General features: G+C 66.3%; 19 protein-coding genes and 1 other RNA gene. 7 read left to right on the top strand and 13 right to left on the bottom strand.

The features are described 5' to 3' along the window. The first annotated feature begins 118 nt into the window (after positions 1–118). Genes BJD12_RS16835 through BJD12_RS16825 form a run of 3 tightly spaced genes read left to right on the top strand, consistent with a single transcriptional unit; the run spans position 119 to position 1,500 of the window. Positions 119–886, top strand: coding sequence for an NRDE family protein (locus BJD12_RS16835; protein ID WP_005988737.1), 768 nt, complete (start codon positions 119–121; stop codon positions 884–886). Between the two features lie 48 nt (positions 887–934). Beyond that, entirely contained in the window at positions 935–1,186 is a 252-nt protein-coding gene (locus tag BJD12_RS16830; RefSeq protein WP_005988736.1) for a type II toxin-antitoxin system CcdA family antitoxin, read from the top strand. Beyond that, positions 1,183–1,500 (top strand): CcdB family protein, encoded by a 318-nt coding sequence (locus BJD12_RS16825; RefSeq protein WP_005988734.1) that lies wholly within the window; start codon positions 1,183–1,185, stop codon positions 1,498–1,500. Before BJD12_RS16830 ends, BJD12_RS16825 begins: the two co-directional genes overlap by 4 nt. 361 nt (positions 1,501–1,861) lie before the next feature. Here the strand turns inward: BJD12_RS16825 and rnpB are convergent. Further along, an RNA gene (gene rnpB / locus BJD12_RS16820) (RNase P RNA component class A) lies at positions 1,862–2,288 on the bottom strand. A 145-nt stretch (positions 2,289–2,433) separates the two neighbouring features. Then, a complete protein-coding gene (gene rsmI / locus BJD12_RS16815) occupies positions 2,434–3,255 on the bottom strand; it encodes a 16S rRNA (cytidine(1402)-2'-O)-methyltransferase (RefSeq protein ID WP_005988733.1) in 822 nt (273 codons plus the stop codon). An 82-nt stretch (positions 3,256–3,337) separates the two neighbouring features. Between rsmI and BJD12_RS16810 the strand changes: the two genes are divergently transcribed. Genes BJD12_RS16810 through BJD12_RS16795 form a run of 4 tightly spaced genes read left to right on the top strand, consistent with a single transcriptional unit; the run spans position 3,338 to position 7,392 of the window. Next, on the top strand, positions 3,338–5,068 hold the full coding sequence (locus tag BJD12_RS16810) for a penicillin-binding protein activator (protein ID WP_005988731.1): 1,731 nt from the start codon (positions 3,338–3,340) through the stop codon (positions 5,066–5,068). A gap of 3 nt (positions 5,069–5,071) precedes the next feature. Continuing rightward, positions 5,072–5,440 (top strand): YraN family protein, encoded by a 369-nt coding sequence (locus BJD12_RS16805; protein ID WP_005988730.1) that lies wholly within the window; start codon positions 5,072–5,074, stop codon positions 5,438–5,440. 27 nt (positions 5,441–5,467) lie between these two features. After that, on the top strand, positions 5,468–6,007 hold the full coding sequence (locus BJD12_RS16800) for a metal-dependent hydrolase (protein ID WP_005988728.1): 540 nt from the start codon (positions 5,468–5,470) through the stop codon (positions 6,005–6,007). Next, positions 6,004–7,392 carry an FAD-binding oxidoreductase gene (locus BJD12_RS16795; RefSeq protein ID WP_005988727.1) on the top strand — a complete coding sequence of 463 codons (1,389 nt, stop codon included), beginning with the start codon at positions 6,004–6,006 and terminating at the stop codon, positions 7,390–7,392. The genes BJD12_RS16800 and BJD12_RS16795 overlap by 4 nt, the downstream gene beginning before the upstream one ends. 181 nt (positions 7,393–7,573) lie before the next feature. Here the strand turns inward: BJD12_RS16795 and BJD12_RS16790 are convergent, their stop codons facing one another. The 11 genes from BJD12_RS16790 to ribH all read right to left on the bottom strand — a co-directional run bounded on the left by BJD12_RS16790 (position 7,574) and on the right by ribH (position 22,985). After that, on the bottom strand, positions 7,574–9,547 hold the full coding sequence (locus tag BJD12_RS16790) for an alpha/beta hydrolase family protein (protein WP_005988725.1): 1,974 nt from the start codon (positions 9,545–9,547) through the stop codon (positions 7,574–7,576). Between the two features lie 285 nt (positions 9,548–9,832). Then, positions 9,833–10,549, bottom strand: coding sequence for a response regulator (locus tag BJD12_RS16785; protein ID WP_005988723.1), 717 nt, complete (start codon positions 10,547–10,549; stop codon positions 9,833–9,835). Continuing rightward, on the bottom strand, positions 10,539–13,199 hold the full coding sequence (locus BJD12_RS16780; RefSeq protein WP_005988721.1) for a sensor histidine kinase: 2,661 nt from the start codon (positions 13,197–13,199) through the stop codon (positions 10,539–10,541). The genes BJD12_RS16785 and BJD12_RS16780 overlap by 11 nt, the downstream gene beginning before the upstream one ends. Positions 13,200–13,275: 76 nt before the next feature. After that, on the bottom strand, positions 13,276–13,929 hold the full coding sequence (kdpC, locus tag BJD12_RS16775; protein WP_005988720.1) for a potassium-transporting ATPase subunit KdpC: 654 nt from the start codon (positions 13,927–13,929) through the stop codon (positions 13,276–13,278). A 3-nt stretch (positions 13,930–13,932) separates the two neighbouring features. Beyond that, a complete protein-coding gene (kdpB, locus tag BJD12_RS16770; RefSeq protein ID WP_074059430.1) occupies positions 13,933–15,981 on the bottom strand; it encodes a potassium-transporting ATPase subunit KdpB in 2,049 nt (682 codons plus the stop codon). Between the two features lie 10 nt (positions 15,982–15,991). Next, a complete protein-coding gene (gene kdpA, locus BJD12_RS16765) occupies positions 15,992–17,806 on the bottom strand; it encodes a potassium-transporting ATPase subunit KdpA (RefSeq protein ID WP_005997263.1) in 1,815 nt (604 codons plus the stop codon). A gap of 15 nt (positions 17,807–17,821) precedes the next feature. Next, entirely contained in the window at positions 17,822–17,914 is a 93-nt protein-coding gene (locus BJD12_RS16760; RefSeq protein WP_006452907.1) for a potassium-transporting ATPase subunit F, read from the bottom strand. A gap of 1,176 nt (positions 17,915–19,090) precedes the next feature. Further along, positions 19,091–20,671, bottom strand: a complete 1,581-nt coding sequence (locus BJD12_RS16750) for a CocE/NonD family hydrolase (RefSeq protein ID WP_005997264.1) — start codon at positions 20,669–20,671, stop codon at positions 19,091–19,093. A gap of 185 nt (positions 20,672–20,856) precedes the next feature. Beyond that, on the bottom strand, positions 20,857–21,831 hold the full coding sequence (gene thiL / locus BJD12_RS16740) for a thiamine-phosphate kinase (protein ID WP_005997265.1): 975 nt from the start codon (positions 21,829–21,831) through the stop codon (positions 20,857–20,859). Between the two features lie 222 nt (positions 21,832–22,053). Beyond that, positions 22,054–22,524: a transcription antitermination factor NusB gene (nusB, locus tag BJD12_RS16735; RefSeq protein WP_005997266.1), complete on the bottom strand. Its 471-nt coding sequence runs from the start codon at positions 22,522–22,524 to the stop codon at positions 22,054–22,056. Further along, a complete protein-coding gene (gene ribH, locus BJD12_RS16730; protein ID WP_005997267.1) occupies positions 22,521–22,985 on the bottom strand; it encodes a 6,7-dimethyl-8-ribityllumazine synthase in 465 nt (154 codons plus the stop codon). Before ribH ends, nusB begins: the two co-directional genes overlap by 4 nt. Positions 22,986–22,999: the final 14 nt, after the last annotated feature.

Raw genomic sequence — 22,999 nt, 5'->3', positions numbered from 1 at the left:
AATTTTGAGATTGAACGGAAATTCAGGGCCGTGAAGGCCATGTAAACCCGACCCCGGTCTCACTTCACGCTGCGCCAGCTACATACCGTAACTGCGCAAACCGGCGACAATCGCCGGCATGTGCCTGGTCGCTCTAGCCTGGAAAACCCACCCGCGCTGGCGTTTGCTGTTGGCCGGCAACCGCGACGAATTCCATGAGCGCCTCACCGCCCCGCTCGCGCGCTGGGCGGCACCTGCCGACAGCGTGCTGGCCGGGCGCGATCTGCGCTCGGGCGGCAGTTGGGTGGGGCTGGGCAGCGACGGCCGCGTTGCGGTGGTCACCAACGTGCGCGATCCGCTCGCCACCGCCTCGGGCCGCTCGCGCGGACATCTGATTGCGGACTACCTATCCGGCAGCTTGGGCGCGGCCGGCTATGCCCACGATCTGGCCGGCGCCGGGCACGAGTTTCCGCCGTTCAATCTGTTGCTGTGCGACGCAGAGCGCTGCGAGCACCTGAGCAACCACCCGCCGCTGGCGCGCCAGCTGGAGCCAGGCATCCACGGCATGTCCAACGGCCCGCTGGACACCCCCTGGCCAAAGACGCGTGCGTTGGCCGGCGTCCTGCACGACTGGTGCGCCCAAGACAGCAACGACCTGCAACCGCTGTGGGACGCACTGGGCAACCCCGCCACCGCGCCCGACCAGTCGCTCCCTAGCACCGGCGTGGACCTGTCCACCGAACGCCTGCTCTCGACCGCCTTCATTGCCGGCCCCAGTTACGGCACCCGCGCCAGCACCATCGTAGCGCTGGACCATCACGGCGGCGGCTTCATCCACGAGCGCCGCTTCGGCCCGGATGGCATCTTCCAGGGCGAAACACGGCTGGACATCACCGGCACACATTGACAAGCCAAAATCATGCGCATAGCGTGCGCATAACCGAGGAGCAAACGCATGAACCGCTACTACGATGTTTCTGCGCAGAAGAAGCCACTGAATCTGACCATCAACGCCGACCTAGCCTCGCAAGCCCGCGCGATGACCGGCAATCTGTCGGCGAAGGTGGAAGAGTTGCTGGCCGAATACGTCACCAAGGAACGCGACAACCACAGCGCAAGAGCGCTTGAGCTGCAACGCGCCGCGAGCGAATGGAAGTCATTCACCGAGGCGCACGGCTCCTTCGCCGACGAGTTCTCCACGCTATGACCGACCAGTTCAATGTCTACGCCAACGTCGGCCAGAACAAGAACATCCCGTACGTAGTTGTCGTTCAGTCGAAAATTTTCAACGCCTCACCACGCCGCGTCATCATCCCCCTGGTCCGAAAGTCCAAGCACTCCCCGACCCCATCCCGCTTCACCCCAGAACTCACCGTCGCCGGCCACAGCGTCATCCTGCAACCCCTGGAAATGACCTCAGTACCGCTAACAGTCCTCAGCAAACCGGCCGGCACATTGAAGGACCAGGGCCAGATCATCATCGACGCCCTGGACGAGCTGTTCACTCGCTCGTTTGGTTAGGCAGCACGCTGACAACCGCAGCGTGAGCGAGAAGGCCCACAACGCGGACGCGCCTGGTTCCGCACGCCGAAGCATCGGCTGATCCAGGATGGCCGCGCATGACGCCCGATTTGCCGCCAGTACGCCAGAGCGAAAAGCTCGTCCCATCCGCCCTTCGGGCACCTTCCCCCGCAAGCGGTGGAAGGGAGTGGATCGCGTAGCGAGAGCCCCTTGACCAGCCGTCTAGCTGCAAGCCCCCTTGAGTCAAGGGGGCGCGGCGACAGCCGCGGGGTTTTGGCATGCCCGGAGCCGGGGCCCGCGTTTTGTACCGCCTGCGGCGGTACGAAGCGTGGGCGCCTTCTTGGGCCTACGCCCAAAAAGGCGGCGGAGCCGGCCGATAAGCCGGGTTCTGTCGTGGACAGTCATTCGTCTAGGCGCTACGTCACCGCAGCGCTCAAGCAACCTACCCGGATCCAGCGCGGGCCACGCCAATGGATCCCTATTTGGTCTTGCTCCAGGTGGGGTTTGCCGTGCCGGTCCGTTACCGGACTCGCGGTGCGCTCTTACCGCACCATTTCACCCTTACCGGCCCCTCGCCACCCCTCTGCGGCCTCTGAGCGCACTTGGCGATGCGATGCATCGCTGGCACATTTCAGTGGCGGCAGAGGGGTGACGAGGGACGTAGGCGGTATCTTTCTGTTGCACTTTCCGTCGGCTTGCGCCGCCCAGGCGTTACCTGGCACCTTGCCCTATGGAGCCCGGACTTTCCTCGGCACTCTTGCGAGTGACGCGACTGTCTGGCCGACTCCGCCGAGGCGCATTCTACGCTATCGCCGCCATGCAGAACGGACGCAGCGATTCAGCCTGCGATGGCGCGATATGAGCACACCCGGGCGCGAAGAGGCCTTGCTCGAATCACGAGCACAGGCGAACGTACTCCCTGCGATGGCAGACCTAGCCGCCATACAACGCCTTACGCGGCGCACCGGTCAGCTCGGCAGCGAGCTTGGCCGCGGTGGAGGGCGGCAGGTGTTCGGCGAGTTTGGCGTAGACGCGGCGACCCTCGGCCAGTTGGCCGTCGGCGGCGTCGGCCGCGCCCTGCACCATCACCACGAACTCGCCCTTGCGCTGGTTGTCGTCGGCTTCGACCTTGGCTTGCAGCTCGGCCAGGCTGCCATCGAGCACGGTTTCGAATAGTTTGGTGAGTTCGCGGGCGATCACCGCCGGGCGGTCGTCGCCGAAGGCCAGGCGCAGGTCGGCCAGCGAATCGACGATGCGATGGGAGGACTCGTAGAACACCAGGGTGCGGGTCTCGCCGGCCAGGTGCGCCAAGCGCTCGCGGCGGGCGGCGCTCTTGGCCGGCAAAAAGCCCTCGAAGCCGAAGCGGTCGCTGGGCAGGCCGGCCACGCTGAGCGCGGCAATCGCCGCGCAGGCGCCGGGCACGGGACTGACCTTGATGCCGGCCGCGCGGGCGGCGCGCACCAGCTTGAAGCCGGGGTCGCTGACCAGCGGGGTCCCTGCGTCGCTGACGATGGCCAGCGACTCGCCCTCGCGCAGGCGCGCCACGATGCGCTCGGACATGGCGTCTTCGTTGTGGTCATGCAGGGCCAGCAGCGGGCGGTCGATGCCGAAATGGCTGAGCAATTGACGGGTGTGGCGCGTGTCTTCGGCGCAGATCGCGGCCACGCCACGCAACACCTCCTGCGCGCGCGGCGACAGGTCGGCCAGGTTGCCGATCGGCGTGGCGACCACGTGCAGGGTTCCAGGGGACATCATCAGCGGTCTTCCGGGGGCAAAGGGTAGAATCGTAGCGGTTTTCAACGGACCGCCCTGGCGGCCCCTGTCCAATGGATCTGAAATGAACAAGCGTGTTGCAAGGATCTCCGCCCTGTCGCTGCTGGTCATGCTGGCGGCCGGTTGCGCCACCAGCAGCGTTACCCAGACCGTCTCGCCGACGCAGAGCGCGGCGCTGGCGCTGCTGGACCAGGGCAAGCCGCGTGAAGCGGCGCAGCAACTGGAAGCCGAAGCCGCCAGCGCCAGCGGTGCGCAGCGCAGCCGCCTGCTGGCGGCGTCCGCGTTCGGCTGGCACGACGCTGGCGATGACGCCCGCGCACGCACGCTGCTGGCGCAGGTCAACGCACGCCACCTGAGCGGCGAAGACCGCGCACGCTTCGGGCTGCTAACCGGCGAGCTGGCGGTGATCGACAAACAGGGCGCCCCAGCGCTGGAGGCGCTGGGCGACAGCCCGCAGGGGCTGACGCAGCCGCTGCAGACGCGCTGGCTGGTGGCACGCGCCGCTGCGCTGGAAGCCACCGGCGACCTGTTCGGCGCCGCCGCCGATCGTGCACGCGCCGATGCCAGCCTGACCGGCACGCCCCGCAGCGACAATCAGCGCGCCATCGTGCGTCTGCTGGCGGCGCTGGATGATGCAACGCTCAAAGGCCGTACCGCCGCACTGCCGGCCGGCGACCCGCTGTACAACTTCGCCGGGCGCGCGCTGATCAGCCGCGGCCTGGCGCTGCCACGCGCGTTCGATCGCGATGCGCAATGGGGCTTCGACACCAGCAAGCGTCCGCCGGCCGAGCGCGATGGGTATCGCCCGCCGGTCAAGCTGGCGGTGCTGCTGCCACTCACCGGCAACCTGGCCACCGCCTCGGCGCCGGTACGCGACGGTCTGCTGGCCGGCTATTACGCCGAAACCCGCCGTCGCCCGGAAGTGCGTTTCTTCGACACCGCCGGCACTGCCGCAGGCGCCAACGCCGCCTACGACAAAGCTGTGAGCGCCGGTGTCGATTACGTGATCGGCCCGCTGGGGCGCGACGAAGTCAGCGCCTTGTTCGCGCGCGGCCAGCTTGCCGTGCCGGTGCTGGCGCTCAACCGCCCCACCGACAACAAGGCGCCGCCCACCGGCAGCGCGGGCTTCTCGCTGGCGCCGGAAGACGACGGCATCATGGCCGCCGAATACCTGCTCTCGCGCGAGCGCCGCAACGTGCTGATCGTCGGTACCGGCGACGACAACGGCAAGCGCACCATCAAGGCCTTCCGCGACCGCTTTACCGAGCGTGGCGGCACCGTGGCCGGCAGCATCAGTGTGGCCGATGCACCGGGCGACATCGGCGCGCAGCTGCGCAATTACGGCACTGCCGATGCGGTGTTTCTGGCGGTGCGCGGCAACACTGCACGTGCGCTGGCGCCGCAGTTGGCGTTGAGCGGATTTGCCGGCAAGTCGCGCGTCGGCACCTCGCAGCTGGTGGCCGGCACCGGCAAGGTCGAAGACGACCTGGCGCTGGACGGCATCGTTTATCCCAGCGAAACCTGGACCGCGCTCGGCGTCTCCGGCCTGCCGGCAGCCAGCCAGGTCGCCAGCACCCTGCCCAGCGCGCGCGGCCCGGCCGCACGCCTGTTTGCGTTTGGCTACGACGCCTGGAAGATCAGCGCGTATCTGGAAAAGCTCGCCACCGGCACCGACGGTGGTCTGCGTGGCGCCACCGGCACCTTGCATCTGGATGGCTTCGGCAATGTCTTGCGCACGCCGGCATGGTCCACCTTCAACGGTGGCCGGCCCGTGCCGATCGCCGACGGCCGCTGAGCCATGCCGGCAGCGCGCCAGCAACGTGGTGCGGCCGTGGAAGCGGCCGCACGCGTGATGCTGGAGCAGGCCGGCTTGCGCCTGGTGGCAGGCAATGCCACCTACCGCGGCGGCGAACTGGATCTGGTGATGCGCGACGCGCAGTCGCTGGTCTTTGTGGAAGTGCGTTACCGCCGGGACACCCGTTTCGGCGGCGGCGCTGCGTCGGTGGATGTCCGCAAGCGTCGCAAGCTGGTGCTGGCCGCGCAGTTGTTTCTTGTCTCTCACCCTGCACTGGCAGCGCTGCCGTGTCGCTTCGACGTGGTCGAGGCCAGCGGCGAGCCGCCGCAGCTGCACTGGATCCGCGACGCCTTCCGCGCCGACGATTGCTGATTCTTCCAAACGCTCGTACCGACCTCGATGCCGACCATCATGACCCACGCCGCGGTACCGCTTGCGCTTTGGTGCGCCAGCGAACGCGGACGCATTTCGCCGCGCCTGCTTGGTGCCGGCATCGTGGCGGCGATGCTGCCCGATGCGGATGTGCTGGCATTTGCGCTGCACGTTCCGTATGCCGATGCGTTTGGCCACCGCGGTGCCAGCCATTCGTTGTTGTTCGCCAGCGTCGTCGCACTGCTCGGCGCGGCAGCGCATCGCAGCCTGCGCGCGGATGTCGTGCAGGCCGCGGCGTGGCTGTTTGTCTGCACCGCATCTCACCCGATTCTGGATGCGATGACCTCCGGCGGGCTGGGCGTGGCGCTGGCGTGGCCGTGGAGCGAAACGCGCTGGTTCGCGCCGTGGCGGCCGATTCGCGTCTCGCCGTTCGCCAACGGATTCTTCAATGGGCGCGGCTTGAACACACTGCTCTCCGAGCTGCGTTGGGTCTGGCTGCCGCTCACCATCGCAGCGCTGGGATTTCGATGCATCCAGCGCGCCGCACCACAGGATCACCCGCAATGACCGACGTCCTTCCCACCTCGCTGGCCGAGCTGTTGGCAGCGCGGCTTGGACCCGATGGCTGGCTGACTGCCGACGACGCGCGCCGCCGTTATGGCGAAGACGATTCGCGTCGCTGGGCCTTGCCCGCCGCCGTGGCGCTGCCGCGCGATACCGACGACGTGGTGGCGATCGTGCAGGCCTGCCGTAAGTATGGCGTGCCCATCGTGGCGCGCGGTGCCGGCACCGGTACCACTGGCGCGGCGGTGCCGTTTTCCGGCGGCGTGGTGGTGTCGATGGCGCGCATGAATCGCATCCTGGCCTTGCGCCCAGAAGACCGCTGCGCGGTGGTGCAGCCTGGCGTGCTCAATGGCGATCTGCAGCAGGCCTTGCAGCCGCACGGATTGTTCTGGCCGCCGGATCCGTCCAGTGCGGAGATCTGCAGCGTCGGCGGAAATTTATCCACCAATGCTGGCGGCCCGCGCGCGGTGAAGTACGGTGCCACCCGCGACAACGTGCTGGGGCTGGTGGCGGTGACCGGCACCGGCGAGGTAATCCGCTGCGGCGGTGCGTACACCAAGAATTCCACCGGCTACGACCTCACGCATCTGTTGATCGGCAGCGAAGGCACCCTGGCGATCATCGTCGAAGCGACCTTGAAGCTGACTCCGCGCGCGGTGGCGCAAGCCGGGCTGCGCGCGTTGTACCGCGATGCGGCCAGCGCGGCGGCAGCGGTGTCGCGGGTGATGGCGCAACCCACCACGCCGACGATGCTGGAATTCATGGATGCCAGCGCCATTGCACTGCTGCGTCGCAACGGCAGCGACGTGCCCGAGGCCGGAGCGATGTTGTTGATCGAAGCCGACGGCGATCACGACACGCTGCCCTATGCGTTGCAGGCACTGCATGACGCGGCCGATGGCGAAGGCGTGTTGAGCCTGGATATCGCCGCCGATGGCAGTGCGCGCGACAAACTGTGGGCCGCGCGCCGCGCATTATCGCCGGCGCTGCGCACCATCAAGCCCGGCAAGATCAACGAAGACGTGGTGGTACCGGTCTCGCGCATTCCTGCGCTGGTGGCCGGCGTGGAAGCGCTGGCGGCGGAGTTCGCGCTGCCCATCGTCGCCTTCGGCCATGCCGGCAACGGCAACCTACATGTCAACATCATGTACGACCCAGACGATGCCGATGAAAACGCGCGTGCACACGCGGCATTGCCGCGCGTGTTCGCGCTGGTGCTGGCGCTGGAAGGCACGCTGTCCGGCGAACACGGCATCGGCGTGGCCAAGCGCGATTTCATGACCCAGGCCTTCAGCGCAGCGACGCTGGCCGCGATGCGCGCGATCAAGGCCGCGCTGGATCCGGATGGCATTTTGAATCCTGGCAAGGTGTTGCCACCCGTGGCGTGACCCGCTTGCAGCGTTGCAACTGGTTGACCGAACGTGATCCGTTGAACTCTACGCTGGTCTGGCTCGTTTCTCGCATCGAAGAACGCATTGCACCGGTGGCATGATCATTGGCGTTGAATTTGAGGTCGAGAGAGTGTGTGTCCTGCAGCAAGGATGACCTGCGGATCAGCATGGTCGCGACTCAACGCAACTGCGCATCCAGCCAACCAAGTACGCGCTGTTGTACATCCACGCCATGCTCGGTTTCGTAAAACCAGTGTGGGCCGCGCGGATAGGTCACCTGCTCGACCGTTGCGCCCTGCAATTTGAGCGCGCGGTACAACATGTCGCCTTGCGATGGCGGTACGCGCTGGTCGGCCTGCCCATGCAGGATCAGCACCGGCACATGCACCTTGTCGACATAGCGTATCGGCGAATGTGCGTCGTATTCGGCACGGTTACGCACCGGGTCGCCGAAATAGCCAGGCAGGTAATCGGGCACATCGGTGGTCAACGCCATGGCGCCGATATCGACCACGCCCGCGCCAACAATGGCGGTCTTGAAGCGCGACGAGTGCGTCACCGCCCAAGCAGACAGATAACCGCCGTAACTCCAGCCACCGATGGCCAGACGCGCGGGATCGATCACGCCTTCACGTTCGAGCTGGTCCACGCCATCAAGCACATCCTGAAAATCCGCACCGCCCCAGTCGTGGCGAGCCAGTTCGGTAAACGCCGCACCCTGCCCTTCCGATCCACGCGGGTTGGGCAACAGCACCGCGTAGCCATGGGTGGACAGCAATTGCGCCCAGTCATGCCAGGACCCCAGCCATCCGGACGCCCAGCCAGCTCCCGGTCCTCCGTGGATCTGCACCAAGGTAGGTAGCGGCGTCCCCGCCTTCCAGCCCGGCGGCGTGACCAACATGCCCGTGATAGATCGCCCGTCGCGCGATGAGGTCCAGCTCATTTCGCGCAGCTGACCATGCGTCCAGGTGGCGACCTGTGGATTGGTGCTGCTGCGCTGCGCGAGCTGACCAGCGCGCAGCGTCCAGACCTCGGCAGGCTGGTCGGTGCGCAGGCCGAGATAGGCGATATCGCCGTTGCGCGCCACGGTGAATGCCTGATACGGAAGCTGCGGCCGGGCAAGCGGCTTCCAGCGTCCACTGTCGGCATCGATGCGCAGAAAGGCGCCACGCACGCCTTGCAGTCCTTCGCCGATCAAACTGCTGTCGTTTTGCCAGCGTGCCAACCACAAGGTGCCGGGCCAGTCCTGCGCCAGCACCACGCGCCGCTGGTTGCGCAGCTGGTGCACGATCAGATTCGCCACCATGCCGTGCTCGCCCAGTTGCCCATAGAGCAGCCGGCGGCCATCCGGCGACCATTGCAACGGCAGTGCCGAGGCATGCGGCTCCAATACAGTACCGAGCGTGCCGTCCCGCAGCCTCAACAGCTGCACACGCGATGCATACCAGTAGTCGTTGAGTGTGGTGCCGTCGGACACGCGCAGCGCCAGTTGTCTGCCGTCCGGTGACCAGGCGAGGTCGTGCACTTGCAGGCCGGGAGGTGTCAGCACACGCGTCTGGCCGCTACGCAGATCACGCACCCACACCCGTGAAAATCGGGTCGGCCGCTCGATCTGCACGGCATCGCGCTTTGCGTCAGTATCGGCCGCTGCCTGCGCGGTAGGCGGATCCAGCGCCAGATAGGCGATCTGGCGCGCATCCGCCGACAACGAGAAAGCGCTGATATCGCCTGCCGAACGCGTCAGCAGCTGTGGCCTGGCATCTGGTGTCTGTTGCCAGACCTGCGTCGACGCCAGTTGCTCACCTCCGGTGACGTCGCCTGGCAACGGCCGCGTCGACAGAAAGAGCATCCGGCGGCCATCGGCCGTCCAGCGTGGATGCTGATCGTTGGCCGCATCGGTTGAGGGCATCGACACTGCGGCGGCGATACCGCGCACGGGTATCTGCCAGATCTTGCTCAGCGGCGGCTTGCCTTGCGCCTGCGGGGTGGCGACGGTATAGGCGATGCGGCGACCATCCGGACTGATCTGGGGGTCGCCCACGCTGCGCAGCTGCATGATCTGCGCAGGTGTCGGCACGGTCTGCGCAAACGCGCAGCCAATCAGCAACAGCCAACCCGACACCAACCACAGCGCACCGAACCGATACCGCATGTCACCACCTCTTCCAAATGCCGACGCATTCTGCGTCGCGCATGTTGGCACGCCATTAGCATCGGACTGGAAACACAGGCAAGGCACTCAAGACCATGTCCTTTGCCCGCCCCTGGTCTCGTTCTACACCACGCCCTTGAGGCGAGATGATTGCCGCACTGCAAGTCAGGTGCTTGCGAACTCCTGCATTGCGCGACCGACCACCCGGCCCGCCGCCACACCATTCGGCGTCACCGGATCTCGCTCAAGCTGCCTAGGCCGCCGCCAAAAAAAGATGTGCGCTGCTCAGCGCGTCACACCGATAAAGCGCAGCCCCACGCCCGGTTCGGTGACGATGTAATGCGGGGCGGCGGCATCGTCGTGCAGTTTCTGGCGCAGCTTGCCGACCAGGATGCGCAGGTAGTGGGTGTCTTCCTCGTGGGTGGGGCCCCACACTTCGCGCAGCAACTGCGGTTGCGTGACCACGCGGCCGGCATGTTTGAGCAGCAACGCGAGCAGGGCGTATTCCTTGCGACTGAGCGGGATGGCTTCGCCATCGAGGGTGACCTCGCGCAGGCCCAGGTGGATGTGCAGGCGGCCGTCGTCGAACACGCTCTCCTCCACCGTGCTGCCCGCGCCGGCCTGGCGCAGCAGCGCGCGGATGCGCGCCATCAATTCCTGCACGCCAAAGGGTTTGGTGACGTAGTCGTTGGCGCCGGCATCGAGCGCGGCGACCTTTTCGGTTTCGCCGGCGCGCACGGTGAGCATGATCACCGGCACGTTGGACCACTGGCGGATCTCGCGCAGCACTTCATGGCCGTCGCGGTCAGGCAGGCCGATATCCAGCACCACCAGCTCGGCACCCTGCCCGGCCAGCAACGCCAGCGCTTCCTCACCGGTGCCGGCCTGCAGCACGCGGTAACCCTGCGCGCGCAGGCTGATATCGAGAAAACGTCGGATTTGCGGCTCGTCGTCGACGATCAGCACGCGGGCGGGCGGGATGGCAGTGGTGTCAGTCGGCATCGGGGCGAGGTGGCGGGGCAGGAACGAGCAGCGGCAGCGTAATGCGGATCGTGGTGCCGTGGCCATGCGCACCGGCCAGCGCCTCCACGCTGCCGCCGTGCGCGCCGATCATGCCCTGGCAGATGGTCAGCCCCAGGCCGGTGCCGTGACGGCCGCGGTCGCCGCGCTCCACGCTGTAGAACATGTCGAAGATACGCGCGCGCTCGTCCTCGGGAATGCCCGGCCCCTGGTCGCCGATGTCGATCTGCAAGGCGCCGCTGCGCAGCTGTGCCTGCACGGTGACGGCCATGCCGGGTGGCGAAAATTTCGCCGCATTCTCCAGCACGTTGAAGATGGCCTGCTCCACCAGCGCCGGATGTACCCAGATCGCCGGCAGGTCGACGGCCAGATCCAGTTGCAGGCGCACGTCCGGCTGGTAGCGTTGCAGGCGGCGCGCGGCCGAGCCGATCAACTCGTCCACCCCGATCCAGTCGCGATTCAAGGTCAGCCCGGTGTGGCCAAGCTTGGTCATGTCGAGCAGGTTCTGGATGTAGCGGTCCAGCCGCTCGCCTTCGAGCTGGATGGTGTCGAGCAAGGCATGGCGATCCTGCGCGTCCATCGCATCGCCGTAGATGGCGAGGCTACTGGCCGAGCCGATCATCGAGGCCAGCGGCGAGCGCAGGTCATGCGAGACGGACGACAGCAACGCCGAACGCAGGCGCTCGGTCTCGCCGCTCACGCGTGCGCCCTCCAGATCGGCGACCAGACGCGTGCGCAGCGCCGCCTGGCCGATGTCCTCCACCATCGCTTCGGCCAGCCGGCGTTGCTCCAGCCCAGGACGCTGCACGCTCTGCCGGAAGCGCAACGCTGCCACGCCCAGGGTGCCGCGCTCGTGGCGTACCGGCAGGCACCACCATTGCGCACCGGCCAGCGTATCGGTGAAGCGACCCGCAGGTTGCCCGTGACGCTGCGTCCACTCCGCCGCACTGCGGTCGAGCGCGCCGAAGCTGGCCGGCGCGTCGCTTTCGCGCTGCTCCAGGCGCAGCCAGACCTCGGCATCCAGGGCGGTGGTCAATGCACGGCGGCCGGCTTCCAGCACCTGACCGAGATCGGCCGCCGTACTGAGTTGGCGACCTAGTGCCTGCAGTGCGTTGGCATGCGCATTGGCCGCACGCAGCGCCAGCACCTGGCTACGCAGGCGCGAGGCCAGGCGCCCGGCAACCAGTGCGGCGATCAGGAACAGACACACCGTCACCACGCCCTGGCGCGCGCTGATGTGCAAGGTGAAGCGCGGTTCGATGAAAAAGAAGTTGTAGGCGACAAAACTCAGCAATGCCGCGATCACCGCTGCGGCCATGCGCGTACGCGAGGCCACCAGCACCACCGCGACGATGAACACCATCGACAGGTCGTCGATATCGGTCCAGCGCTGCAACAGCCACGCCACGCCCACCGCACCGGCGGCGGCAATCGCAGCGAAGGCCAGGTCGTAGCCTTGCAGCCAATGGCGTGGATTGCGCCAGCGCTGACGTGCGCGTGCACGCGCATCGGCGGAGCTGACGATGACCAGCTCATAATGCGCGCCACGCTGCAGCAATTGCTGGGTCAAGGTGCGGTTGAACATGCGCGCCAAGGGGCGCTCGCGGGTGCGTCCCAGCACCAGGGTGGAGACACCGTTTTGCGCGGCGAAATCCAGCAAGGCCTCGGCGACGTTGGCACCGTGCAGTAGTGCGGTGTCGCCGCCCAACCGACGCGTCAAGGCGAACGCGCGGTCGATTTCCAGCTGCCAGCCGGCATCGGCCACGGTGCGCGTCTGCACGGTGACCACGGTCCATGGCGCATCACGGCGTTCGGACAATCGCCGCGCCACCCGCACCAGATAGTCCGAACTGCCACGCCCATCGATGGCCACCACCACGCGGCGGCGCAGCGCGGCGGTCCCCGGCAAGCCGCGCGCGGCCTGGGTGTCGCGCAGATCGCTGTCGACGCGGTCGGCGGCGGTCTGCATCGCCAGTTCGCGCAGCGCGGTCAGGTTGGATGGCGAAAAAAACGCCTGCAATGCCTGCGTTGCCTGTTCGGGAAGATAGACCTTGCCCTGCTGCAGGCGCTCGATCAGTTCGCGTGGCGGCAGATCCACCAGCACGATGTCGCGCAGGCGATCGAACACCGCATCGGGCACCGTCTCGGACACGCGCACGCCGGTGATGCGCAGCACGATGTCGTTGAGGCTTTCCAGGTGCTGGATATTGACGGTGGTGTAGACGTCGATGCCGGCATCGAGCAGTTCGACAATGTCCTGCCAGCGCCGCTCGTGACGGCTGCCGGGCACGTTGCGATGGGCTAGCTCGTCGATCAGCGCCAAGCGCGGCTTGCGCGCCAGCAGCGCATCCAGATCGAGTTCTTCCAGCGTGCGGCCCTGGTAGCTCACGCGCATGCGCGGCAGCAGCGGCAAGCCGTCCAGCAACGCGGCGGTTTCGCTCCGCCCGTGCGTCTCCACGATGCCGGCCACCACGTCCATGCCCTGCCGCAAACGCTCGCGCGCCCGCGACAGCATGGCGTAGGTCTTGCCTACGCCAGGCGCTGCACCCAGGAAGACCGTCAGGCGCCCGCCGTGTTCGCGTTGCAGTTCGCCGATCAAGGCGTCGGCCTGTTGGGTGCGGGCGTCGGGCATTTGGGTCCGGGATTGGGGAATCGGGATTGGGGATTGGGGAACCGGAAATCGCAAAGCCTACAGTGGCCCGACGCGTTCAGCGCGTTGGCTTCCCCCCATTCTCCACTCCCGTTTCTCCATTCCCAACCTGATCCAGCGCCAGATTCAACGCCAGCACGTTCACTCGCGGCTGGCCAAGCAAACCGAACTGTGGTGCCTCGGTGGCGCTTTGCAGTAATGCGGCGACGCGTTGCTCCGGCCAGCCGCGCGCGGCGGCGATGCGGCGCACCTGCACCTGCGCACCAGCCGGGCTCAGGTGCGGGTCCAGGCCGCTGCCGGATTGGGTCAGCAACTCGCTCGGCACCGCATCCGGTGCAATCCCGTCGCGTGCGGCGACCTCCGTGCGCGTGGTGGCAATGCGCGCCTGCAGGTCGGGATTGGAGCGCGCCTGGTTGCTGCCGGCGGCCGCAGTGAGGTCGTACTTCGCAGCCGATGGGCGCGGCTGGAAATAGCGCGCCGCGGTGAAGGGCTGCGCGACCAGCGCCGAGCCGATCACGCGCGTGTCCTGGCGCACCAACGAGCCGTGGGCCTGGGACGGAAACAACGCGCCGGTGATGCCGGTGGCGATCAGCGAATACGCCAGGCCCAAGCCCAGCAGGGTGAACAGTGCGAGCATCACCGCGCCGCGCAAGGCACCGTCGTCGCGCAACGGCAGCGCAGTGGAATGGGTGTTAGTAGAAGACGTGGTCATGGCTCAGGCACCCAGGGTGGCGACAAGCGCCAGATCGATCAGTTTGATGGCGGCAAACGGCAGCGCGATGCCGCCCAGCCCGTAGATCAGCATGTTCCGGCGCAACAGGGCGGTGGCGCTGGACGGACGGAACCGCACGCCGCGCAGGGCCAGCGGAATCAACGCCGGAATGATCAGCGCATTGAAGATCAATGCCGCCAGCACCGCATGGCGCGGACTGGACAGCTGCATCACGTTGAGCGCGGCCATCGAGGGAATCGCCGCCGCAAACAACGCCGGCAGGATCGCGAAATACTTCGACACATCGTTGGCCAACGAGAAGGTGGTCAACGCACCGCGCGTGATCAGCTGCTGCTTGCCCACTCCCACCACCGCCAGCAGTTTGGCCGGATCCGAATCCAGATCGACCATGTTGCCTGCCTCCTTGGCCGCCTGCGTCCCGGAGTTCATCGCCAGGCCCACGTCGGCCTGGGCAAGCGCCGGTGCATCGTTGGTGCCGTCGCCCACCATCGCCACCAGCCGCCCGCCGGCCTGCTCGGCGCGGATGCGGGCCAGCTTGTCTTCCGGCCGCGCCTGGGCGATGTAATCGTCCACGCCGGCTTCGGCGGCAATCGCGGCAGCGGTGAGCGGGTTGTCGCCGGTGATCATCACCGTCTTGATGCCCATCGCGCGCAACTGCGCGAATTTTTCCTTGATGCCTTGCTTGACCACGTCGCTCAGTTCAACCACGCCCAGCACATGCCGGCCTTCGGCCACGACCAGCGGTGTGGCACCGCCGCGTGCGATCTCTTCGATACGACCCTGCAATTCCGGCGACACCGTCGCGCCCATGCCCTGCACATACCCCACGATCGAATCGCCAGCGCCCTTGCGGATGCTGCGCCGGGCCAGATCGACGCCGGACATGCGCGTCTGCGCAGTGAAGGCGATGAAATGCGCGCCCTCCGGCTCGACAGCCACGGCACCTTGTTGGCGCGCCAGCTTGACGATGGACTTGCCTTCCGGCGTCGGGTCGGCCAGCGAGGCCAGCATGGCCGCATCGCGCAGCTGCGCACGGTCGATACCTGCCAGCGGATGAAATGCGGTGGCCTGGCGGTCGCCGTAGGTGATGGTGCCGGTCTTGTCGAGCATCAGTACATCCACGTCGCCGGCCACTTCCACCGCCTTGCCGGATTTGGCCAACACATTGGCCGACAATGCGCGGTTCATGCCGGCGATACCGATCGCCGGCAACAGGCCGCCGATGGTGGTCGGGATCAGGCACACCAGCAATGCGATCAGCAGCAGCGGGTCCAGCGTAACGCCGACAAAACCCGCGATCGCCGGCAGCGACGCCACCACGATCAGGAAGGTCAGTGTCATTGCGGCCAGCAACAAGGTCAGCGCGATTTCATTCGGCGTCTTCTGCCGATTGGCGCCTTCCACCAGCGCGATCATGCGATCCAGAAAGCTGTGGCCAGGCTCGGCCGTGACCTTGAAGACGATCTCGTCGGACAGCACGCGCGTGCCGCCGATCACGCCACTGCGATCGGTGCCGGCCTCGCGCAGCACCGGTGCCGATTCGCCGGTCACCGCTGCTTCGTTGATCGTTGCAACGCCGCGCACGATCTCGCCATCGGCCGGGACGAATTCGCCTTCGGACACCATCACGTAATCGCCAGGACGCAGTTCGGCCGCAGGCACACGGGTTTCGCGCCCGCCCAATGCGGTTTCGACGCGGCGCGCGACCAGATCCTTACGCGCACGCCGCAGCGATGCGGCCTGCCCACGGCCACGCGCTTCGGCAATGGCCTCGGCAAAATTGCCGAACAACACGGTGACAAACAGGATCGCCGTGACTGCCCAGCCAAAACCGGCATTGCCATACCCGCTGGCGGTGATCACCGCCGCCAGCAGCGTGCCGCCCATCACCACCGCCATCACCGGGCTACGCAGCAGATGCCGTGGCGACAGCTTGATAAAGGCCGCACGCATCGCTGCGATCAGCACCGCAGCATCGAACAACGCTGCGTCGCCGCGCTCGCGTTTTTCAGTCGTATCGATCGTAGACATTGCTCAATTCTCAGGACGCCGCCAGGGCGAGGTGTTCAGCGATAGGACCCAGCACCAGTGCCGGCATGAACTGCAGCACGGTCAGCACGAGCACGATTGCCATCAAGGTCAACGCAAAGGTGGGCGTTTCGACCTGCAGGCTGCCGGCCGACTCGGGCGCGCGCCGCTTTACTGCCATGCGCGCAGCCACCATCAGCGGCAGGATCAACGCCGGGTAGCGGCCCATCGCCAGCACCACCGAACAGCTCAGGTTCCACCAATACGTGGCATCGCCCAGCCCTTCAAACCCCGAGCCGTTGTTGGCGAATGCCGAGGTGTACTCGTAGAACACCTGACTGATGCCGTGGAAACCCGGATTGGAATTTGCGGTGAATCCAGGCACTGCCAGCGCCACCGCGGTGAAGCCCAGCACAACCAGCGGCTGCAACAGGATCAGCACCGCCAGCAATTGCACTTCGCGCGCTTCGATCTTGCGGCCGAACAATTCGGGCGTGCGCCCGGTCATCAAACCGGCCAGAAACACGCTCAATAGCAGGTACACCACAAATTGCTGCAGACCGCAGCCGACACCGCCCCAAATGGCGTTGATCAGCATATCCACCAACGTGACCAGGCCACTCAGCGGCGCCAGCGAGTCGTGCATTGCATTGACCGAGCCGTTGGAGGTTTGCGTGGTCAACGCTGCCCACAGCGCGGAGGCATCGGCACCGATGCGCACTTCCTTGCCTTCCATCAAGGCCGGCGACGTGGCACTGGCCGAATGCGCTTCGGACCACACCAACAACGCCGTGGATGCAGCCGACATCGTCAGCATGGTGCCGAACACCAACGCGGTGAGGCGCTTGCGCCCGGTCAGATAGCCGACCATGAACACCACGCTCATCGGCAGCAGCACCAGCGCCAGGGTTTCCAGCACATTGCTCAACGGCGTGGGGTTTTCCAGCGCGACAGAACTATTGGGGCCGTACCAGCCGCCGCCGTTGGTGCCGAGCTGCTTGACCGCCACCATTGCCGCCACCGGGCCGACCGGAATGGTCTGCGTGGTCATGCCGGCACTGCTATCCAACGGTGCAGCGGTGGCCGCGCCTTGCAGCGTGGATGGCACGCCTTGCCAGCCGAGCAACACGGCCCACAACAGGGCTAGCGGCAACAGCACGCGCACGCTGGCACGGATGACGTCGGCCCAGTAGTTGCCGACGTCGGCCTCGGGCAGCGCCTCTGCGCTAGACATTGGCTGCTGCGCTGCATGGCGCGCCAACGCTGTCTCCGGATCGTCCTGCCCGGCAATTCCTGGCCGGGTGCCCGCCATCGCGCCCGATGCCAGCGAGGTATCGGACACACGCGCAGCGGCACGCCCACCGAACAACGCGCGCAAGGTCGCTACTGCCAACGCCAACCCCATCATCGGCGTCACCACCTGCAGGCCGACGATGCCGGTCATCTGCGCCAGATACGACAGCTGCGCTTGGCCGGAATAATGCTGCTGATTGGTATTGGTGAGGAACGACACCATGGTGTGCAGCGCGGTATCCCAACGCATGTTGGGGATGTCGTCCGGATTGAACGGCAACCACGCCTGGGTCATGAACACGCCCCAGGTCAGCAGCCCGATCACCAGATTGCTGAGCAGAAACGCGATGGTGTATCCGCGCCAGGACATGCCTTGCTGCGGGCGGGTGCCGAGCAATGCGTACAACGGCCGTTCGACCCAGCCGAACAGCGCATCGCCCCGCATTGGCGCACCACGCATCACCGCCGCCAGATACCGGCCCAGGGGCCACGCCAGCACGATGGCCAGCGCGTAGACAATAAAGGTTTCACTCATTGGAACACACTCGCATCAGAAGTCTTCGGGCCGCAGCACTACGTACAACAGGTAGGCGGCGGCAACGAGTACGGCCACTCCGCACAGCAGGGACAACCAGGCAGGCATGTCGGCTACTCCCCGTGATGCGCACAGGGGTGCACAGCCGTTGTGTTGCGCGCGGGCGCATGCATCGGCTGCATGACAACAAGGCAAGGCGCTGCTGCACCGCGCGCGCAGCGCCGGTGGAGCAGACAGGTCAAGGGATGCATCGGGATCGTCCACGGCGGAACCGCTCCGCCACTGTGCACAGTCTCGTCCCGGGCTGCGTAAAGTCGCTATGGACGTGCCATGGGCGCTGCGTAAATTCCGCATAAAAAGCGGCCGAGCGGTGATTGATCGATGCTTGGGTTGTTTGCGCGCCTTCGTGCGGTTACTGCGTTGAAACGGGCGATTGGTTGGTTTGGCTGAGACTGGGTGAGCGAGCAGTTGGTCGAGGCGGTTGGTCGAGGGCGCACTGCCCTGGACGCTTCCGGGACACGCCGTGACTCCGTCCGTGGAGGCCCGGTGGCGGCATGCATGTCGCCACACGGTCCGGAAACCGTCCAGGGCAGTGCGCGTGGCTTGCGGGTTGCATGCGGATGAAATGGCGACACGCAGTGGCGCAAATAGATGCCGCTGCGAGGTTGATCAAGCTGATGCGGCTAGCGACTCAGCGACAGACATAACGACATGATTTCTGTACGTCTGTAGATCCTCTTATTTACTGGTTGTTCCCACAAAAAAGCGACCAGTAGGCATTCGATCTGCGCGCCACAGCAACGCACGCGAGCGATGTGCTGCTTTTAAGCGCGCATACCAAAAATTCTCGAATGGCCCTTGCCCGCCCACCGTCGCGGGACCTTATGCGGCATGAATGCCGCATAAGAGCCTACATGGACGTACTTGCGGCGTGTCCTGCGATGGTGGGCGGGCAAGGGCCCTGCAGTAACCGCGCAGATCAGCAGCTTCTCGTTGTCGCTCATCGAACGCAACGACCTGCGAAGGCGCCGGCGCGCGTTAGCAACTGAAAAACCTAAACCAGCGTGGTCGTAGGACGCGTTGTACTCCCGCCTGCTGGATACTCCATCTGCACATCGTTTAAAGCTCGCTAGCGGCATCCATGCCGCGAAAGGCCCACGAGAAACCCGACTTGTTCGCAATGTGTGCAAGAGCCACGCAAGTGCAGCAGCAAGACGAACACGCGTCATGGCAATCATCGACTGTTGGCCCGTGCCAGCAAAGTGTCGTCTTGCCCTGACGCCCTTACCGCAGCGGTAGGTTCAATACCGATGGCGTTGCCACCGGCGAGGTAAACGTCACCGTGCCGCCCACATCGCTTGCGTCGGTGTAACGCGCATCGCGGGTATCGATGACCAGCACCAATCGCTGCCCTGCGGGGATTTCGGCGGCGGCGGCCTGCAGCGACCAATCCAGGGTCACCGCGCGGCCGGGCGTCGCATCGCGCAGCGAGTACGGTGCATGCGTGATCAACGCGGCAACGCCCAGCGCATCCATGCGGTACAGATACGCAAACAGGCTCACCTTCGGCTGCGTGGGCACCACCGTGATGCGTAACGACGGGCTGCCCGCCAGCTGACGCACGTTGCCAGCCGGCGACCCGACCCACACCGCCGCGCCAGCGCGTGTAACCAGCGGAATCGACGTGGTCACCGGCAAGCCGATGCCCTGCAACAAGCCGCTGACCAGCACCACGCCCGAGTCGGCCAGCGTGGGCACATCGGTGGCAATGCGCGACTGCCAGCCGCTGGCAGTACCGGCGATCAGCCCGCCGGTGGGGCTGAGCAGCCCTGCCGGCGCAGACAGACCCAGGCGCGTGGTGGCTTGCTGCACCGATGCCCAATCCGGATACGTCAGCCATTGCCCGGCACGCGGCGACAGCCGCACCGGCGCTTCGCCATCCACGCCGTTGCGCACTTGTTTGAGATGACGGTCGAACCAACGCGTGGCTGCGGTGTAGACCTCGTTGGGCAGGCCCAGGGCGCCGGGCAGTTCCGTGGTGGCGTGATCGCCCTGACTCAGCAACAGTTGCTTGGGCCCGCGCAGCTGATTGAAGAAGGCAATGGTCTGATTCGGCGGGAACAACCCGTCGTTGAAGGCATTGCCCAGCAGCACCGCGGTACCGCGCGCGTTGAGTGCAGCCACGTCGGTGACCGGGCTGCGCGAGGCGGCCTTGGGCAAGAATCCCTGCACCGCACCATCGAAATCGCCCTGCGCCACTTTCGTACCGATCTGCGTCAGATCCGGGCCAGCGCGTCCGGTCAACGCGCCCGCGCCGACCAGCAACCCGACGCCTTGCTGGCTGACGGTGCGATTGGAATACAGCGAGGCCTCCAGGTCGGCCCAGCCACTGAGCGCAGCCACCGCCTTGATGCGCGGGTCGCGCTCGGCGGCCAGCAGGCTGATGCCCGCGCCGTAGGAGATGCCGGACGCGCCGATCGCATTCGGGTTGGCGGGCGTATGCGCCAGCGCCCAATCGATGACCGCACTGACGTCTTCCACGGTGTCCGGCCCGGCGATATCGATCTGCCCGGCCGAATCCCAGAACCCGCGCGAGGTGTAACTGACGACCACGTAGCCATCGCTAGCCAGCTGCGTGGCGCGGCCCAGATACTCCAGATTGGGCAACGACCAACTGGCCGGCATCACGATCAGCGGAAACGGCCCGTTTCCCTGTCCTTGCGGCACCAGCACCAGCGCCCCCATTGGCGCGCCATCCCAGCCGGGAATGCGCTCGTAGGTCTTGCTAAAGGCGCCCGCCACGGCCGATGCCGAGGACACCAGCAACGCCACCGCGGCGATGCCACGGATCCAAATCTTGTTCATGCTGCTCTCTCCCACGCGAGGCCGGGCCGGGATAGCCCAGCGGCAACTGCCATGCATCCGTGGTTCGGGGGAGAACGCCGCGAACGTACCAGACGGTACGGTATGGGTTCAAGGTCGGGAAGGCGGGAGGCGGGAGTGCCAGACCTGGAGTCACCTACCCAGGCATCTCCCTGGCCGCGGGCGTCTTAGCCGACGAAGTGCTGATACCCACGCTGCGGCGGTTGCCACGGGTTGCCGCCGGCGTCGTGCACGACCACGCCGGGCGCCGCGACGATCTGGCCGATGCGCGTTGCGGCCACTTCAGCGAATTGCATGGCCTGCAATACGGCATCGCGGTGCTGCGGGGCGGCGGTGAAACACAGCTCGTAGTCGTCGCCGCCACCCAATTGCCAGCCGCTGCACTGCGCTGCGTTGATGGCGTCGCTGCGTGGCAGCTCCGGCAGATCAGTCAGCGACAGGTGCGCGCCCACACCACTGCGCTCGCACAGATGGCCCAGATCGGCCAACAGACCGTCGGAGACATCCACGCAGGCATGCGCAAGCCCACGCAGCCGCAATCCTGCCTGCACGCGCGGCTGCGGGCGCAGCAGACGGCCGCGCCATGCTTCATGCAGCGGATTGGCCGCCACACGCGTGACATCCAACGCACCGGCCTGCCACAGCGACAACGCCGCCGCCGCTTCGCCCAACTGCCCGGTCACCCACACGTCATCGCCCACGCACGCGCCATCGCGCCGCAGCGCCGCCCCCGGCGGCACGCTGCCGATGGCGGTGACTGCGCACGACAACGGCCCACGCGTGGTGTCGCCGCCGACCAACGCAATGCCGTGCGCATCGGCGAGCGCAAAGAATCCATCGGCAAATGCGTCCACCCACGCCAGGTCGTCGTGCGGCAATGACAGCGACAAGGTGCACCAACGCGGCTGCGCACCCATCGCGGCGAGGTCGGACAGATTCACCGCCAGCGTCTTCCAGCCCAGATCGTCAGGCAGCGTTTCGTGCGGAAAATGCACCCCCGCATTGAGCGTATCGGCGGTGATGGCCAACTGCTCGCCCGTCGGGGGCTGCAGCAGCGCTGCATCATCGCCAATGCCCAGTGGCACGTCGGCACGGGCGGCGATGCGCGCGCGCAGACGGGCAATCACATCGAATTCGGGCATTTGAACGGCCGGGAGTGGGGATTTGGCATTCGGGATTGGGAACAGCAGGCTGTGTAAGGTGCGACACGACAGCTGGCGAGCTGTCCTTTAAAAGGCTGCGACAGCGCAGACATGGCGTATCGACCCAAGGCTGAGTCACTCAAGCGAATACGCTGGCGCCTTGCACCGACGGCACCAGCGCTCGCTGCCACTCCCGAATCACGAATGCCGCATCTCGGCGCCTCAGGCGCCCGACTCGACCTTGCGCCACTCCACCGCAGCGCGATCCAGCACGCCGTTGACATAGGTGTGGCCGTGTTCGGAGCCGAAACGCTTGGCGGTTTCGATCGCTTCGTTGATCACCACGCGGTACGGCACGTCCTGCCGGTACAGCAGCTCATAGGCAGCCAGGCGCAGCACGGCACGTTCGATCGCATCGACCTCTTCCACGCCGCGATCCAGATACGGCGTCAATGCGGTATCCAGCTCGGCGCGATGGGTGAGCACGCCCTCCACCAGGCTTTCGAAGTACGCCAGGTCGGCCACTTCATGCGCCTGCTCGTGCGCAAACTGGCCGATCACCTGCTTGGCGAAACCACCGGAGATCTGCCAGGCATACACCGCCTGCAAGGCACGGCGGCGTGCGCGCGAGCGCAGCACCGGGTCGATGCCGTCGCGACGGCCGTGGCGGGCATGTCCACCGGACTTGCTCATGGCAACAACTCCATCAAATTCACCAGTTCCAGCGCGGCCAGCGCGCATTCCTCGCCTTTGTTGCCATGGCTGCCGCCGGCACGCGCCTCGGCATCTTCCACCCGCTCCACTGCCAGCACGCCGTTGAGGACCGGCACGCCGGTCTGCAACTGCACGCTCATCAGGCCTTCGGCGCACAGGTCGGCCACATGTTCGTAATGGCGGGTATCGCCACGGATCACGCAGCCCAGCGCAATGATCGCTGCATGCTGGCCGGATTGTCCCAGGCGGTTGGCCGCGATCGGAATTTCCCAGGCGCCCGGCACGCGGATCACGTCGATGGCGTCCTCGCCGATGCCATTGCCGGCCAGGCTCTGGCGCGCACCGGTGACCAGCGCGTCGGTGATACGGGCATTCCAGCGGCTGGCGATGATCGCAAAGCGCGCGGTGGTGGGGCGAAGATCGCCTTCGTAGTGGGTCATGCGGGTCGGCAACT

The sequence above is a fragment of the Xanthomonas vesicatoria ATCC 35937 genome (assembly GCF_001908725.1).
Lineage (GTDB): Bacteria > Pseudomonadota > Gammaproteobacteria > Xanthomonadales > Xanthomonadaceae > Xanthomonas > Xanthomonas vesicatoria.
The sequence above is the reverse complement of the archived record's forward strand: the minus strand, read 5'-3'. Positions and strand labels throughout refer to the sequence as shown.

Coding starts and splice junctions, on each gene's coding strand:
- BJD12_RS16790 (WP_005988725.1), bottom strand. CDS start 9,547: ATGCGGTATCGGTTCGGTGCGCTGTGGTTGGTGTCGGGTTGGCTGTTG.
- BJD12_RS16805 (WP_005988730.1), top strand. CDS start 5,072: ATGCCGGCAGCGCGCCAGCAACGTGGTGCGGCCGTGGAAGCGGCCGCA.
- BJD12_RS16760 (WP_006452907.1), bottom strand. CDS start 17,914: ATGCCTGCCTGGTTGTCCCTGCTGTGCGGAGTGGCCGTACTCGTTGCC.
- BJD12_RS16785 (WP_005988723.1), bottom strand. CDS start 10,549: ATGCCGACTGACACCACTGCCATCCCGCCCGCCCGCGTGCTGATCGTC.
- thiL (WP_005997265.1), bottom strand. CDS start 21,831: ATGCCCGAATTCGATGTGATTGCCCGTCTGCGCGCGCGCATCGCCGCC.
- BJD12_RS16835 (WP_005988737.1), top strand. CDS start 119: ATGTGCCTGGTCGCTCTAGCCTGGAAAACCCACCCGCGCTGGCGTTTG.
- ribH (WP_005997267.1), bottom strand. CDS start 22,985: ATGACCCACTACGAAGGCGATCTTCGCCCCACCACCGCGCGCTTTGCG.
- kdpC (WP_005988720.1), bottom strand. CDS start 13,929: ATGACCACGTCTTCTACTAACACCCATTCCACTGCGCTGCCGTTGCGC.
- BJD12_RS16810 (WP_005988731.1), top strand. CDS start 3,338: ATGAACAAGCGTGTTGCAAGGATCTCCGCCCTGTCGCTGCTGGTCATG.
- BJD12_RS16825 (WP_005988734.1), top strand. CDS start 1,183: ATGACCGACCAGTTCAATGTCTACGCCAACGTCGGCCAGAACAAGAAC.
- BJD12_RS16795 (WP_005988727.1), top strand. CDS start 6,004: ATGACCGACGTCCTTCCCACCTCGCTGGCCGAGCTGTTGGCAGCGCGG.
- BJD12_RS16800 (WP_005988728.1), top strand. CDS start 5,468: ATGCCGACCATCATGACCCACGCCGCGGTACCGCTTGCGCTTTGGTGC.
- rsmI (WP_005988733.1), bottom strand. CDS start 3,255: ATGATGTCCCCTGGAACCCTGCACGTGGTCGCCACGCCGATCGGCAAC.
- kdpA (WP_005997263.1), bottom strand. CDS start 17,806: ATGAGTGAAACCTTTATTGTCTACGCGCTGGCCATCGTGCTGGCGTGG.
- nusB (WP_005997266.1), bottom strand. CDS start 22,524: ATGAGCAAGTCCGGTGGACATGCCCGCCACGGCCGTCGCGACGGCATC.
- kdpB (WP_074059430.1), bottom strand. CDS start 15,981: ATGTCTACGATCGATACGACTGAAAAACGCGAGCGCGGCGACGCAGCG.
- BJD12_RS16830 (WP_005988736.1), top strand. CDS start 935: ATGAACCGCTACTACGATGTTTCTGCGCAGAAGAAGCCACTGAATCTG.
- BJD12_RS16780 (WP_005988721.1), bottom strand. CDS start 13,199: ATGCCCGACGCCCGCACCCAACAGGCCGACGCCTTGATCGGCGAACTG.
- BJD12_RS16750 (WP_005997264.1), bottom strand. CDS start 20,671: ATGAACAAGATTTGGATCCGTGGCATCGCCGCGGTGGCGTTGCTGGTG.